At 50.9% G+C, this 13833-nt stretch carries 14 protein-coding genes and 1 tRNA gene; 5 read left to right on the top strand and 10 right to left on the bottom strand.

Annotated features, from left to right (window positions below; translation table 11 throughout):
- Nucleotides 1–124: 124 nt before the first annotated feature.
- Nucleotides 125–1579, bottom strand: coding sequence for an ammonium transporter (locus tag AACQ84_RS13835; protein ID WP_012308346.1), 1455 nt, complete (start codon nucleotides 1577–1579; stop codon nucleotides 125–127).
- A 296-nt stretch (nucleotides 1580–1875) separates the two neighbouring features.
- Here AACQ84_RS13835 and AACQ84_RS13830 point away from each other — a divergent pair, with 296 nt between their 5' ends.
- Together AACQ84_RS13830 and AACQ84_RS13825 are read left to right on the top strand one after the other, a co-directional pair.
- Nucleotides 1876–2493, top strand: coding sequence for a response regulator (locus AACQ84_RS13830; RefSeq protein WP_041443677.1), 618 nt, complete (start codon nucleotides 1876–1878; stop codon nucleotides 2491–2493).
- 63 nt (nucleotides 2494–2556) lie between these two features.
- Nucleotides 2557–3042 (top strand): GNAT family N-acetyltransferase, encoded by a 486-nt coding sequence (locus AACQ84_RS13825; RefSeq protein ID WP_012308344.1) that lies wholly within the window; start codon nucleotides 2557–2559, stop codon nucleotides 3040–3042.
- A 16-nt stretch (nucleotides 3043–3058) separates the two neighbouring features.
- On the opposite strand, the gene AACQ84_RS13820 is transcribed toward AACQ84_RS13825, so the two are convergent.
- From AACQ84_RS13820 to AACQ84_RS13800, 5 genes are all read right to left on the bottom strand, one after another.
- Nucleotides 3059–3982, bottom strand: coding sequence for a hypothetical protein (locus AACQ84_RS13820; protein ID WP_012308343.1), 924 nt, complete (start codon nucleotides 3980–3982; stop codon nucleotides 3059–3061).
- Between the two features lie 173 nt (nucleotides 3983–4155).
- The gene (locus AACQ84_RS13815) at nucleotides 4156–4680 is read right to left on the bottom strand and encodes an NAD(P)H-quinone oxidoreductase subunit J (protein WP_012308342.1); all 525 of its coding nucleotides are present in this window, start codon (nucleotides 4678–4680) and stop codon (nucleotides 4156–4158) included.
- Between the two features lie 3 nt (nucleotides 4681–4683).
- Nucleotides 4684–5415: a photosynthetic/respiratory NAD(P)H-quinone oxidoreductase subunit K gene (ndhK, locus tag AACQ84_RS13810; protein WP_012308341.1), complete on the bottom strand. Its 732-nt coding sequence runs from the start codon at nucleotides 5413–5415 to the stop codon at nucleotides 4684–4686.
- Entirely contained in the window at nucleotides 5406–5768 is a 363-nt protein-coding gene (ndhC, locus tag AACQ84_RS13805) for a photosynthetic/respiratory NAD(P)H-quinone oxidoreductase subunit C (RefSeq protein ID WP_012308340.1), read from the bottom strand. Before ndhC ends, ndhK begins: the two co-directional genes overlap by 10 nt.
- Before the next feature lie 255 nt (nucleotides 5769–6023).
- Nucleotides 6024–6338 (bottom strand): GIY-YIG nuclease family protein, encoded by a 315-nt coding sequence (locus tag AACQ84_RS13800; protein ID WP_012308339.1) that lies wholly within the window; start codon nucleotides 6336–6338, stop codon nucleotides 6024–6026.
- Between the two features lie 401 nt (nucleotides 6339–6739).
- Between AACQ84_RS13800 and AACQ84_RS13795 the strand changes: the two genes are divergently transcribed.
- Entirely contained in the window at nucleotides 6740–8140 is a 1401-nt protein-coding gene (locus AACQ84_RS13795) for an ABC transporter substrate-binding protein (RefSeq protein WP_012308337.1), read from the top strand.
- Here the strand turns inward: AACQ84_RS13795 and selD are convergent.
- Entirely contained in the window at nucleotides 8137–10329 is a 2193-nt protein-coding gene (selD, locus tag AACQ84_RS13790) for a selenide, water dikinase SelD (protein ID WP_012308336.1), read from the bottom strand. The two genes, AACQ84_RS13795 and selD, sit on opposite strands and share 4 nt — an antisense overlap.
- A 109-nt stretch (nucleotides 10330–10438) precedes the next feature.
- Here selD and AACQ84_RS13785 point away from each other — a divergent pair, with 109 nt between their 5' ends.
- On the top strand, nucleotides 10439–10888 hold the full coding sequence (locus AACQ84_RS13785; protein ID WP_041443675.1) for a hypothetical protein: 450 nt from the start codon (nucleotides 10439–10441) through the stop codon (nucleotides 10886–10888).
- A 56-nt stretch (nucleotides 10889–10944) separates the two neighbouring features.
- Nucleotides 10945–11442 carry a YchJ family protein gene (locus tag AACQ84_RS13780; protein WP_041443673.1) on the top strand — a complete coding sequence of 166 codons (498 nt, stop codon included), beginning with the start codon at nucleotides 10945–10947 and terminating at the stop codon, nucleotides 11440–11442.
- Here AACQ84_RS13780 and mutY read toward each other — a convergent pair.
- The 3 genes from mutY to AACQ84_RS13765 form a co-directional block, all read right to left on the bottom strand.
- The gene (gene mutY / locus AACQ84_RS13775; RefSeq protein WP_012308333.1) at nucleotides 11439–12485 is read right to left on the bottom strand and encodes an A/G-specific adenine glycosylase; all 1047 of its coding nucleotides are present in this window, start codon (nucleotides 12483–12485) and stop codon (nucleotides 11439–11441) included. The two genes, AACQ84_RS13780 and mutY, sit on opposite strands and share 4 nt — an antisense overlap.
- A gap of 63 nt (nucleotides 12486–12548) precedes the next feature.
- Nucleotides 12549–12621 (bottom strand) — tRNA-Glu (locus tag AACQ84_RS13770).
- A gap of 116 nt (nucleotides 12622–12737) precedes the next feature.
- Nucleotides 12738–13727 carry a methyltransferase domain-containing protein gene (locus tag AACQ84_RS13765; RefSeq protein ID WP_012308332.1) on the bottom strand — a complete coding sequence of 330 codons (990 nt, stop codon included), beginning with the start codon at nucleotides 13725–13727 and terminating at the stop codon, nucleotides 12738–12740.
- Nucleotides 13728–13833: the final 106 nt, after the last annotated feature.

Genomic DNA, 13833 nt, shown 5'->3' with positions numbered 1-13833 from the left:
TTATGTAAAAAAAATCCCCTCTAAAGGAGATTTTGTTGGTTATGCTAAAGAGCCTCCTAACATTCTCCCTGGAGGGAGGTGCCGAAGGCGGCGGGTGAGTCCCTAAGGAAAGGAGGTGCTGAGATTATTCCCGGAAGAAGCGGTGGTACGCTTCCATACCATGTTCACCAATATCGAGACCTTCTAGTTCCTCTTCTTTGCTCACCCGGAGGCCCATACTCAGTTCTAGGACTAACCAGATGGCAAAGCTAAAGCCAGCGGTAAACATACCAACCACGACAACACCAATAAATTGACTGAGCAGTTGGGCAACACCACCCCCGAATAATAATCCGGCGCTGGGGCCAGCATCGGCGGCGTACCAAGGGTAAATATCACCCCCCACACTGAATAAGCCCACGGCCAGGGTGCCCCAAATACCACAGACGAGATGTACCGAGAGAGCACCAACGGGGTCATCAAAGCGTAAACCCTCGAAGGTCAGCACCGAAAAAACCACGATCACCCCGGCGATCGCCCCGATCACGATGGCCGAAGGAACATTCACATAGGCACAGGCGGCAGTAATCCCCACCAACCCAGCCAGGACACCGTTAATGATCATCGAAAGGTCTGGTTTCCCAAATTGAATCCAGGAGGTAATGGTCGCGGCGATCGCCCCAGCGGCAGCAGCCATATTGGTCGTAACGATGATGTGGCTAATGGCATCGGGATCAGCGGCCATCGTGGAACCTGGGTTAAACCCAAACCAACCCAACCAGAGGATTAATCCCCCTAAAGTGGCGGTACTCATGTTGTGACCCGGAATGGCATTGATGCGATCGCCAGCAAATTTTTCGAGGCGTGGCCCCAAGAGGATCACCCCCATCAAAGCAGCCCAACCGCCCACCGAATGTACCACCGTTGATCCGGCAAAATCATAGAACCCGAGGGTCGCTAACCAACCGCCCCCCCAAACCCAGTGGCCGGTAATACCATAGGAAAATCCCACTAAGAACAGGCTAAAAATCACGAAAGAAGCAAACTTAATCCGTTCCGCCACGGCCCCAGAAACGATGGTGGCCGCCGTTCCCGCAAAGGCCAATTGGAAGAAAAACTTGGTGTAAAGGGGAATCCCCGCCCAGCTTAGGGACGAAAAAATCCCACTGTAGGCCGAACCTGTGAGGGGACTATTATCTGCCCCAGTAAGAAAAAAGCCATTCCAGCCTAAAACGGCATTGCCATCGCCAAACATCAGGGCAAAACCGATCGCCCAAAAAGCAAGACTCGAAAGGGCAAAGACAATTAGGTTTTTCGCCAAAATATTGACGGTATTTTTCGCCCGACAAAAGCCGCTTTCTAACATTGCAAACCCCGCATTCATAAAGAACACGAGCATCGCCGCGAAAACCACCCAGAGGGTATCTAGGGTGACCTGAACGGCTGGGGGAATTTCACCAAGGCTCCCTTGGGCGATCGCCACCCCCTGCCAAAGGAGCGGTAACATACAGGCCAAAAGCAATAAGCGGCCCTGGCGGCGAAATGGGTAGCTAAGCCGAGGGGAAAGCCCCCGAAACCACGAATCAAATGAAAAAGTCATAGCAAAATAAAAATGAAGAACCCATAATTATGGTCCATGAGTGTATTGCCGTAATAATCTTGTATTACGTCATTAAAGCCGCGCAAAATGTAGCTTTCGTCACTAAGAAAAAAATTTATACTCCTTAAGATGAACCTTGGACTCAAGGATAATTTTTAATGAGCTGTATCTCCCCAGGGGATGTTGTTACCCACCAAGCCCTCAGCGGCCGTTGAGTCATATCCGTTGCATCACTTGGGTTTCTACCCTGTGGCGATCGCCCCTCCGCACACCCCTATGGATATTCATAAAAACCAATGCTGATGAACATTGCCGATAAAATCGTGATTCTCCATCAAGCGGAGTTGCAGGGGAACATCTGGGAAAAAATCCTCCATTCCCAAGGGCTACAGTCTGTGATCTTGCCCTTCAGCGTTGATCTGCAGGGAGAGCTCCTGGATTTGGCGGCGGCCCAACAATCTTTACCCAACTTGATTTTATTAGAGCAACAACTACCCAGCTTTGATACGGCGAAATTTTGCCAGTGGATGCAAAGCTTTGAGCAACCGATTCCAGTGATTTTAATTGCGGCCCAAACCCGTAAGGTGGCCCCGGCAGATCGAGAAACGGCGATCGCCAATGGAGCAGCGGATCTTTTACCTCAATTTGATCTCAATAGCATTGCGATCGAAGCCGTCAGTGGCCTCAAAACCGTCGCCAAGGTACTGGGAAATATCAACATCGTCAACAATACCCTCGTCACCTGCATCATGGAACTGAAACGGGAGCTAGAAGCGGGTCAAGAATTTCCCGTTGCTCCCCCTGCCGTGTCTTCAAATACACCTGAACTAAAACCGCCCACGCCGACTGTTGCCTCACCACCACCGGAAGCCCCTGCCCCCAAAACCCGTAAATATCGAGGCCGCGATTATTAAGCTCCAGAGCGATCAATAAAAACCATGGCATAATAGCTTCGCCTCAGGTTAAGGCTTTGCACCATGGATCAAGTTTGGCGAGATAAATTTTGGGTACGGGATTGGCAACCAGGCGATCGCGCCGATGCGGCCAAGGTCATTGAACAGGTTTTAAAAGAGTACGGTTTACCCTGGGAACCGGAAGGAGCCGACGAGGAATTATTTAATATCGAAACCTATTATTGGCAGCAGGGTGGTGAATTTTGGGTTATCGAGCAGGCCGGAACCATTGTCGGCACCGCCGCCTACTACCCCATTCCCAAAGGCAACAAGGCCGTCGAAATCCGTAAAATGTATCTTCTGCCTGAAGTGCGGGGCCAGGGTTTAGGAAAATATCTCCTGGAGGAACTCGAAAAGGCGATCGCCAACCGGGGCTTTGCAGAAATCTGGATCGAAACTGTCACTGTTCTCAAGGAAGCGGTTCAACTCTATGAAAGCCAAGGCTATCAACCGATTACCGATGTCGAAACCGCCCGCTGTGACCTCGCTTATATTAAATATTTACCGTGAGTTTTTCCCAGAAAAATTACTTGATTTCTCCTGCTGTTAAATAATTTGCTTCTTCTAGGAAGTCTTTGAGGGCTGCGGGGAAAGAATCATAGGTCAACAAGCCTCCTTCACAATTGCCCTGATCGTCAAAATTGCCCCGGCATTCTTCGAGGCCCCAATCACTGATTCTGTCGTAGCGATTGAGCATTAAATTCCAGCCCGCTTGGGTTTCACCGAGGATGGCCTTTGTCGCCACATAGCCCGCCAGCATCCCATTCACTTCATAGCCTTCTGTTTCTGCATTTTGAATCGCGGCCCACATCGCTTGGAGTCGTTCCCGGTGGAGGGGGTAAAACCGTTCTTCTTGGGAGACATCCTGTAAAGTTAAACCGTCTAGCTGCCAAACTTGCACGGGCGGAAAACTGCCAGCATAGCTGCTGTAGCGATAGAGAAACCGATTATCACTGGTGACATATTCATAAATACCATTGCCATCGGGATCTTCGACGGGAATTGGCCCCCCATCAAAGGCCCCTAAATCGACCACTTCCCAGGTATTGTTGTCGGGATTGTGGGTAAAAATTTGCACCATGGCACAGCAATGGGCACCACCGGAATATTGGGAAAAAATCACCTCTGGGAAGTCATTATTAGGATCCATCTCCGCGATTTGCACCAGGCTGTACATCATAAAGGAACTGTCTTCTGTCCGCCGTAACACTTCTCGCTCATCCACCTGAATAGTCAAGGTCGGAACATAGTTGCTCCAGCCCTCTGGATTGGTTTGTTCGGCATAGCTGAGATTCGCCGTTACTCCCTGGCTGGTAATACTTCCAGAGTGATCGGGGGTTTCGTAATCAAATTCTAGAGTTGCGACCTCGGCCTGGGCACTATTGCTGAAGCCTAGGGGAAAAAGTGCTGTGCTAATAAAAAAAGTGGCGATCGCCTTTTTGATACCCATTGCTATCTCTAAATTCTCAGGAGTTTTCTTTCAAATGGTAGGCAACGCCGTTGGGCCACTGACCCAAAAGTTCAGAAAATGTTGTAGTCTCCCCCAAGCTACAAAATAAAAAAACACCCCCATCTAGGAGGTGCCACAACAAATTCCAAGCCGTCAATGCTGTTCGGTAGACCTTAATAAGCGTCCTGGAGTTCGTAAAAATCAGGGGAAACATAGTCTTTCCGCAGCGGCCAGCCGATCCAATCTTCCGGCATCAAAATCCGCTTTAGATTGGGGTGTCCTTCATAGACAATGCCGTACATGTCATAGCTTTCCCGCTCTTGCCAGTCGGCCCCTTTCCAAATCCAATACACCGAAGGTACCACTGGATTTTCTCTCGGTAGAAATACCTTAACGCGGACTTCTTCTGGGTCAGTCACGTTGTCTCCGACCTTCAGCAAATGGTAGAAACTCACCAATTCTTTGCCTGGCCCCAAATCATAGGCCCCTTGACATTGGAGATAATTAAACCCAAAGGCATAGAGGGCAGTGCAGAGGGGAATTAGGAGATCAGCATCGACTTTAATAATCTCGATACCAGAGTGATCTCGCTCTAAGGATTCGTGGCTAAAACCGTTTTCTGTCAACAATTGGGAGACAGCACCCGCCTCAACAATGGCGGCTTCTTCGGGGGTGGGGTTTTGATTTTCTTCTGCCATCGCTTAGGCCTCCTCTCTTTGTTTCGCGGTCAGCAGTGCAGGGGGAACAGGCATTCCCATCGCTTCGGTGAGTTCTTTCGGCGGGTTGTTCCAGGTATCCATGCCCAAATATTTCCCGGTGAGAATTGGCTCTACCACTTTCATGCTGTGGGCGGTGCTGTAGTAGCGGTGGGTCTGTTCTGTTTTTAAAGACCGTTCTTGAATGGTTTCGTTAGAAACTTTTTTGCGCAATTTGATAATGGCATCAATGATGGCTTCTGGTCTGGGGGGACAACCGGGAATATACAGATCCACCGGAATCAGCTTATCAACACCCCGGACAGCGGTGGTGGAGTCGCTACTGAACATCCCGCCGGTGATCGTGCAAGCACCCATAGCAATTACATATTTTGGTTCGGGCATTTCTTCATAAAGGCGCACCAAGGCCGGGGCCATTTTCATGGTGACGGTACCAGCGACCAAAATTAGATCTGCTTGACGAGGACTAGAACGGGGCACGAGGCCAAAACGGTCGAAGTCAAAGCGGGAGCCAAGGAGGGCGGCAAATTCGATAAAACAGCAGGCTGTCCCGTACAGAAGCGGCCACAGACTAGAGAGGCGCGCCCAGTTGTAGAGGTCATCAACGGTGGTGAGGATGACATTCTCCGAGAGATCTTGGGTGACCTGCGATCGCCCCATGGGGTTGAGCAGTTTTTCGGTTTGCTGTTGTTCAAAGGATGTCGGATTCATGACCATTCAAGGGCTCCTTTTCTCCAGGCGTACACAAGGGCAATCACGAGGATTGCGATAAAAATGAGGGCTTCAACAAAGGCAAGGAGGCCGAGTTGGTTAAAGGCCACCGCCCATGGGTAAAGGAAAACGGTTTCCACGTCGAAGACAACGAACACCAAGGCGAACATATAGTAGCGGATATTAAATTGAATCCACGCGCCGCCGATGGGTTCCATCCCTGATTCGTAGGTGGTTTTGCGTTCAGGCCCACCCCCTTTAGGGCGCAGCAGTTTCGATGCGGTGAGGGCAAGGATCGGGACTAGGCTACTGACGATGAGAAAGCCTAGGAAATATTCATAGCCGGAGAGGACAAACACTGGTGTTGTAATACCTCGCAGTTTTTTGACTTGGAATTTTTATGTCCTATCCAGTATAAAACCTATCCCGGCGGGATCATAGGTAGATGCTCCTAATCAATGACATAAGTGAGAGTTGAGGATTGGAACGCTCTTGCACTGGAGGCGATCGCCTTTACTGGCTAAGCGGAGCCAAAACCAGCGACCGGGCTTCGACAATGCTCAGCCCTCATTAATTTGTCAGCCCTCATTAATTTGTCAGCCCTCATTAATTTGTCAGCCCTCGCTAATTCTTCGTTTTTGGTAATGCGACTCGTTTTGACATTCCGCCAAAACATGAAGACGATCCCAATCGCTATTCATCAAAGCTAACTTTTTCGCCCGACTCCAACCCTGCACCTGCTTCTCCCGATAAAAAGCATTTGCCACATGATCATAATATTCCGCATAAACCAATTTAACAGGCAAACGTTTCTTCGTATGATTAGCCCCCTGCCCATTTTGATGCTGCCATAAACGCCGCTCTAAATCCTTCGTACTACCCGTATAAAACGATCCATCGGCACATTCCAAAATATACATGTGGGGCATAGTTGACTCCTTGTTGTCAAAAGATCGGGCTTCGACTTCGCTCAACCCTCATCTGTCTTAAAAGCTGGTTGAGCGAAGCCGAAACCAGCTATCCCATGACCTACGCAAAGCCGAAACCAGCGACAAACCCAACATCGACCTAATACTAGCCAAAATTTTCGCACTCTTTTGGTCAAGCTCCGCGATCGCCTTTAAAGTCTCCTCTGGTTTGCGTAATGGTTCTTCCTCCGGTGCATTGGAATTTTTGCCGACAGATCAAACGATTCCAGATCAACTGGATAAGAGGCAAAAAGACGTCATTCAAGAAGATTTATGGTTTCTTCGGCTATGAAGCAACGTTTTGAGGGAATTTTTCGGCACAATCACAGTAGAGGCATTCGGTAGTAGAGGAGAAAAAAGCCATGGCGAAAAAGAATGATACGGCGGCATTGTTGGGAGCCTTGGTGATCACCTTGGGGTTATTGGGCGCTGGTGGCTGGTGGTTTCTCCAACAAAATCAATCTCTCCAGTTGCCGACTTCCCTGGGAGATGTAATTGGCCAGGGGGAAACCGCAAATCGCCTTAGTCGAGGGGAAAGGTTACTGCTCCAAGGCGATCGCCAACCGGACAAAGAACAGGGAATTGCGGCCTATGGAACAGGAGATTTCCCGGAAGCAATTCGGCTCTTTCAAGCTTCTCTCCAGGCGAGCCCCAACGATCCTGAAACTTTGATTTATCTGAATAACGCCAAAATCCGCCAGCAAACTGCCAATCCCCAGGCGATCGCCGTAGTGGTCTCTTTACCAGTGGATACCGATACAAGCGGCGCGAAGGAAATTTTGCGGGGTGTGGCCCAGGCCCAAAAGGAAGCCCTTGATGGGGGTCGTGGATTTTTGGTGGTACTTGCTGATGATGATGGGGATCCGGCGATCGCCGCTGAGGTGGCCCAAGCCCTCGCGGATCAAGCGGACATTTTGGGGGTGGTGGGTCATTTTAGTAGTGATACCAGTTTGGCGGCGGCCCAAATCTATGAGGCCGAGAACCTGGTGATGATTTCCCCCACGAGTACGGCGGTGTCCCTCTCCACGGCAGGGGATTATATTTTTCGGACGGTGCCCAGCGATCGCTTCACGGGGACAGCCCTGGCCAACTATCTTTTAGAGCGTCTGAATCAGCGGCAGGTAGTGGTGTTTTTTAACAGTACCAGTGGCTATAGTAATTCCCTCAAGGACAGCCTCACCACAGAACTCTTTACCCGTGGTGGCACCGTGGTGGCCGAGGTGGATGTGAGTCCAGGGGGATTTAATGGTGCCCAAGCTCTCACGGACGCGAAAAATAAAGGGGTAACGGCGATCGCCCTCGTCACCGATACCCCGACCCTCAACCAAGCGCTCCAGATCATCCAGGTGAATGAAAATCAGTTGCCTATTGTCGCTGGGGATAGTCTCTACAAGCCAGAAACCCTACAAATTGGTGGGCGCGATGCCGTGGATATGGTGGTGGCGATTCCTTGGCACATTTTGAACCATACCAATGGCACCTTTCCTCAGGTGTCCCGCGCTCTGTGGGGGGGTGATGTGAACTGGCGCACAGCCCTGAGTTACGATGCGGCGATCGCCTTGATGACCGGGATTCAACAAAGTTCCACACCAGATCGTCAAAATCTGCAACAAACCCTCGCCAGTCCGAATTTTTCGGCGTTGGGGGCCGCCCAAACGATCCAATTCTTGCCGTCGGGCGATCGCAATCAGGCGCTGGAAATGGTGACGGTGCAACCAGGGGAACGGTCGGGCTTTGGCTATGATTTTGTCCCGGTTCCCTAGGTAATCAAGATTGAGTAAGGCCGCTGTTCCGCCAGAATGTGGCCAATCACAACGCTGTGGGGATAGCCCTCGGCTCGCAGCGCTTGGAGACAAGCCTGGGCTTTTTCCGGGGCGATCGCCCCTAACAGGCCACCGGAGGTTTGGGGATCAAAGATCAATTCATATTCTGGCCGTTCCCGTTGGGCCATGGTGACCTGGATAAATTGTTCAGCGGTATGGTTCTGGGGCGCGAGGGAGCTGGTCAAGCCCCGTTGCAGAGTCTCGATGGCACCTTCTAGGATCGGTAACTGGTCGAGGTGGAGTGCCGCGCTGAAACCCTTGGGTTGTAGCATTTCCAGTAGATGACCCGCCAGTCCAAACCCGGTTACATCAGTACAGGCAGTGGCCCCATGGCTTCGTAAAATCTCCGCCGCTGTTTTATTGGACTGCACCATGGTGGCGATCGCCCCGTCAATCCAATGCCCTTTTGTTTTTCCTTGCATCTCTGCGGCGAAAAGGGTTCCTGTCCCCAAAGGTTTCGTTAAAATCAGCAGTTGATCTCGTGCTAACTCCGTCTTGCGCCAAATTGCGTCTTTTTGCAACAGACCATTGCAGGTTAACCCTAAACCTAATTGATCCGCTTCATTGGTATGGCCGCCAATTAAAGCAATGTCGTCCAGATTTAAAATTTCGACAACCCCTGCGAGCAATTGTTGCAACATTCCCTGCTGCACCGTTGCTGGCCCGTGGGGCAAGGTGGCCAGGACAAGAACGCTGTGGGGTTTGGCTCCCATTCCATAGAGATCGCTGAGGCAATGGTGGGTGACGATTTTTCCTAGTAAAAAGGGGTCGTTGAGGAGGCTCGGAAAATAATCAATGGTTTGGACGAGGAGTTGATCCCTGGGAATTTGGATAATCGCCGCATCATCGGGCTGCTCCAGGCCCACAACCACATCGGCATGGGTAGGTAAAGTTAAGCTGTTTAAGCTGCTCGCTAAGATATTTTTGCCGACCTTGGCACCGCAACCAGCACAATACATTTTGAGTTGTTCTGCCGACGGGGATTGGGTAGCCTGAGACATTTGGGGCAGGTCAGAAAATTGCGCCATAAATTTGCGGTCGATGCGGTCTTTCCAGTGCCACAACAGAGGCGATCGCCAACTCAATTTTCCCCAGGTTGCAAAGGCCTGTTTGTCCCCTGTACCAATGAGGGCGAGATAACGTTTTTGGGGATGATAGGCTTCTAATGTTTCGCCCAGGATGGCCCGCTGTATATTTCGCAGTAGTGGTTTCCCTTGGCGTACGGCAAATACCCCTGCTTTGGGTCGTGGCTCGTCGCGCATCGTGGCAATATCGCCAGCCGCAAACACAAAGGGATGGGAAGGCGATCGCAGGGTTTGATCTACGAGCACAAAGCCTTGATCATCGGTTTGGAGGCCGCTCTCTTTTAGCCAAGGGGGAGCCGCTGCCTGGGTCACCCAGATCACTTTACCCATCAACGTTAAGTCTGACTGACATCGCAAGCCCGTGGTCGTTACTTCAACAACCGTTTCCCGGAGGTGAACTTGAATACCCCGTTGTCGCAGTAGTCGGAGGGCCTGGCGACTAACCCCAGAATTTTGATTAGTGCCCATGAGTTGCTGGCCCCGGTGGACGAGGTGCAACTCTAATAATTCGGGCGAAGCTAAACGTTGGCTGAGGGCATGGTGAATATTAAAGGCGAGTTCTGTTCCCCCAGCACCGCCCCCCACAATAATGATTTCCTGCTTCTGGTTGGGGTTTTGGGTCGCCATTTTTAGAATCTTTTCCCAGGCGGCTAAAAATTGGGGGACGGGTTTGGCGGCGATCGCATAGGCTTTTACCCCAGGGATCGTTTCTGTTGCCGGGGTACTGCCAATATCTAACGAGAGATAGTCAAAGCGGACAGGGGGGCGATTTTGGCAATGGATGAGTTTTTCGTTGAGGTCGAGACCAATTACTTTATCTTTCAAAAAGTCTGCCTGGGCAAAATGGGCCAAGCGCCGTAAATCGATGTGGGTTTCTTCGTAGTCATAAAAGCCCGCTACATAGCCCGGCAACATCCCAGAATAGGGCGTATAGGTGACATCACTGATCAGAGTTAAGCGCGCCTTGGCTCGCGACTGCATACCCCACATTTTCAGGGCGATCGCATGGCTATGACCTCCTCCAACGAAAACAACATCACTCATGTTCTTATTCTCAAACACCGAAAATGACGATAAAAAGGCTGCTTGCTACCCTACCGCAAGCCAAGGTCAGAACGCTTAAAATCATTAAAAATCACCGCCATTGACCCCCATGACAACTTCTTCTCGTTTTTCTGCTGCCGAACGCATTGCTTCTTTAAAAACGGCGATCGCCGGTGGTGTGACTGCCGGATTGCTGAGCTTCGGACTTTTGCTACTCCATCGTTTTGTTGGTTCTGAAGGATTGCCCCTAAATTTTGGTGGCGGCCTTAGCACTCTCACCTTGCTGGTTAATCTGGGTACTTCCGCCTTATCCGGTGCCTTGTTTGCCCTGACTTACCGTTATGCGGTGCGCACCGATGATAATCCCCAATTGAATGCTGGGGTGATTGCGGCGTTTGCCCTGGTGCGGGGGGTAGCCCTGGTGGATGCGGGATCGGCGATCGCCCAAAAGGGTTGGCCCTTTATGGCGGCCTGTGGCGAAAATTTTGTGGTCTTTGGTTTGACGGCTTTGGCGTTGAATTTCGGGAGGCAACAGGGCTGGCTTACACCATTTAAATAAACTTTTAGAATTCGGTAGCTCGGTAAAATAAGACCGTTCTTTCCCATTGTTTGCCTGTGTTAATTTCTGGCGATCGCCCTAGCCGTCTTTGTCCCTGCGGCAGTCAAAAGCCTTTGGCCCAATGTTGTGCCCCTTATCTTCAAGGTCAACTGGCTGCCCCCACCGCCGAAGCCCTGATGCAATCGCGCTACACCGCCTACTGTTTTCGGGATGTGGATTACCTGCTGAAGACGGAACATCCCAGCCGCCATACTGCCAATAGTCGCCAATTGATTACGGCAACGGCGAATAGCGTTTCTTGGTTGAGTTTAACTGTTCTCGCGACGGCAGCGGGCCAACCCCAGGACGAAACGGGCATGGTGGAATTTGTCGCCGTTTACCAGAAAGGAAAAACCGTGGGGCAACTCCACGAGCGATCGCAATTCATTAAAGAAAAAGGCCGCTGGTTTTACCTCGAAGGGGACATTCTGCCGCCCCTACAACCGAAGAAAAATGAACCCTGCTGGTGTAACAGTGGCAAAAAATTTAAACAATGCCACGGCAAGAAACGCTAAAGGGGCAAGCTTAGTTGAGGATCTTGCAACTGTTCAATGATTTTCAAATGGGCTTTTGAGAAAGGATAATTCTTGAGGCTTTGGAGCGAGACCCAGCCTGCCCCCGATAAATTTACCCGATAAATTTGCGGTTCCACCTGGATTTTAAAGTGGGTGTAGGCATGGAAAACCGTGTTTAAACGGCGTTCGTATTGCGCCCCTGGAAATAAATCCGTGAGTAAGGGCTGAATATTGCCTTCCTGGTTCGGAAATTCCCACAAGCCTCCCAAAAGTCCGTCCTGGGGCCGCTGTTGAATAAAAACTTGATTCTCCAGATTAAAGGCGATCGCCGCTACTATTTTTTTCGTGGGAATTTGTTTTTTTGGGGCCTTGCGAGGGAAATCCGTCGGTTGATGCTTGAGATAGGCAGTGCAATGGTTTTGCCAAGGACAGCGGGGGCAATCCGGGTTTTTCACCATGCAGAGGGTCGCCCCCAAATCCATCAAGGCTTGGTTAAAATCCCTGGGATTTTCTGGATCGAGCAAGGTCTCTGAAACATCCCATAGTTCATTCAACGCTTTAGCAGGCGGCACCTCTAGGGCGATGAGCCGCGCCAAAACCCGTTTCACATTGCCATCGAGGATTGCTAACGGTAAATTGCGAGCCGAACTGAGAATGCCTCCAGCCGTCGTCCGCCCGATTCCCTTGAGGCACAGCATCTTGTCTAAATCTTTAGGAAACTGCCCTGCAAAATCCGTCACCACCTGTTGCGCGGCCTGGTGAAGATTCCGCGCCCGGGCGTAATATCCCAACCCTTCCCACTGCTTTAAAACAGCCTGTAAATCCGCTGCGGCTAGGGCTTCCACCGTCGGGAACTGTGCTAACCACCGTTCGTAATAGGGAATCACCGTTTTTACCTGGGTTTGCTGGAGCATAATCTCCGAAACCCAGACCCGATAAATATCCGGTTCGTTGCGCCAGGGTAATGTACGGCCCGCCTGCTGATACCAATCCAAAAGCGATCGCCGCATTTCCGCTAAGATTTCTGCTGTCCAGATGGCCACAATTCAACAATGCCTCAATGCAAAAAGAGCCCCAGCCGAAACTGAAGCTCTTTTTTTGTTTAGTACCCCCAAGGGAATTCGAATCCCTGTCGCCTCCGTGAAAGGGAGGTGTCCTAGGCCACTAGACGATGGGGGCTTGCGGACTGAGCAGAAGCGCTTTTGTTTGTTTCGCTTGCGACTCACAGTTATACAATCTAACTGAAGAATTTTGAGATGTCAACCCTTTTCCCAAAACTTTTTGGAGGGATTCATCTAGCGGGAAATAGCCTGCTGGGTTGTCCGATTTTTAGTTACTGGGTTGCCCTCGCCCCGCACCGCTTGAAACATCCCAAACCGACACAGGCCCGTACCAAAGGCTAGGCGCATGAGCAGAATGGTCGGAATTTCTCGTACTGACTTGATAAAACCGGGTAGACCGTATTGCAGCCAACCCCAGGGCCGAATTGCTCCTACCCAAATTGTGTGTAACCAGGAAGGAAGGGTTTCTTGGCTCCAATCAGCGTTAATCACTTGATCTTGAACAAGACCTGTCTCCTCTAGCAGTTCCGAAAAGCCTTCGATGCTCGAAAACTTCGGGTGAGCCCATTGGTCAAGGAGTTGAGTCATCACGGGTTTTTCCCACCAATTGAGGGGAATTTGGCGATCGTCCCGTTGGTTCCAGTCGGCGACAACTAATTTTCCGCCGGGCTTCAGTACCCGGAGCAGTTCCTGGGCAAAAATCGCCTTATCGGGCATATGGGGGCCAGCTTCTACAGACCAAACTACATCGAAACTGCCATCGGCGAAGGATAAATTCATCGCATCATCAACGGCAAATTTGGCAGTCAATCCTGGGGGCGTAAGTTGGGTTGCCCGCTCCACTTGCTTGGGACTGATGGTGATCCCAGTTACGTCAAAGCCATAGTCTCGCGCGAGGATGCGGCTACTGCCACCGATGCCACAGCCCACATCCAGCACTTTGGTTCCAGGGGGTAATTGATCCAAGCCGCCCCAGCGCACCATCTCATGGACAAAATCAGCCTTAGCTTTGAGGAAATTTTTCGCCCTCGGTGGGTTGCCATAGTGACCAAGGTGAATGTGTTCGCCCCAGTAATATTCAAGGATGCCGTCCTCTGTCCATTCGTCGTAGGAGTCGGCGACGGTGTCGGCAGATTGGTAACGGCGGGCTGTCAGCAGATAGCTAATGAGGGCGATCGCCAAAATTGTGGCACTAATCCCCAGGGCAAGGAGCAAGATATTCATGGGTTGAGTTTGCGTGAACTGCGGCAAAAAGGGCTCAAATTATCCTAACTGATCCGCGCCGGGAGGCTGGCGATCGCCTTTTTTAAAGATTTGGAAATCAAAAAAT

This window comes from Picosynechococcus sp. PCC 7002 (assembly GCF_963860125.1).
Taxonomy (GTDB): Bacteria; Cyanobacteriota; Cyanobacteriia; order Cyanobacteriales; family MRBY01; genus MRBY01.
The sequence above is the reverse complement of the archived record's forward strand: the minus strand, read 5'-3'. Positions and strand labels throughout refer to the sequence as shown.

Coding starts and splice junctions, on each gene's coding strand:
- AACQ84_RS13820 (WP_012308343.1), bottom strand. CDS start 3,982: ATGGGTATCAAAAAGGCGATCGCCACTTTTTTTATTAGCACAGCACTT.
- AACQ84_RS13835 (WP_012308346.1), bottom strand. CDS start 1,579: ATGACTTTTTCATTTGATTCGTGGTTTCGGGGGCTTTCCCCTCGGCTT.
- AACQ84_RS13785 (WP_041443675.1), top strand. CDS start 10,439: ATGACAACTTCTTCTCGTTTTTCTGCTGCCGAACGCATTGCTTCTTTA.
- AACQ84_RS13765 (WP_012308332.1), bottom strand. CDS start 13,727: ATGAATATCTTGCTCCTTGCCCTGGGGATTAGTGCCACAATTTTGGCG.
- AACQ84_RS13825 (WP_012308344.1), top strand. CDS start 2,557: ATGGATCAAGTTTGGCGAGATAAATTTTGGGTACGGGATTGGCAACCA.
- AACQ84_RS13800 (WP_012308339.1), bottom strand. CDS start 6,338: ATGCCCCACATGTATATTTTGGAATGTGCCGATGGATCGTTTTATACG.
- AACQ84_RS13830 (WP_041443677.1), top strand. CDS start 1,876: ATGCTGATGAACATTGCCGATAAAATCGTGATTCTCCATCAAGCGGAG.
- ndhK (WP_012308341.1), bottom strand. CDS start 5,415: ATGGTCATGAATCCGACATCCTTTGAACAACAGCAAACCGAAAAACTG.
- selD (WP_012308336.1), bottom strand. CDS start 10,329: ATGAGTGATGTTGTTTTCGTTGGAGGAGGTCATAGCCATGCGATCGCC.
- AACQ84_RS13795 (WP_012308337.1), top strand. CDS start 6,740: ATGGCGAAAAAGAATGATACGGCGGCATTGTTGGGAGCCTTGGTGATC.
- AACQ84_RS13815 (WP_012308342.1), bottom strand. CDS start 4,680: ATGGCAGAAGAAAATCAAAACCCCACCCCCGAAGAAGCCGCCATTGTT.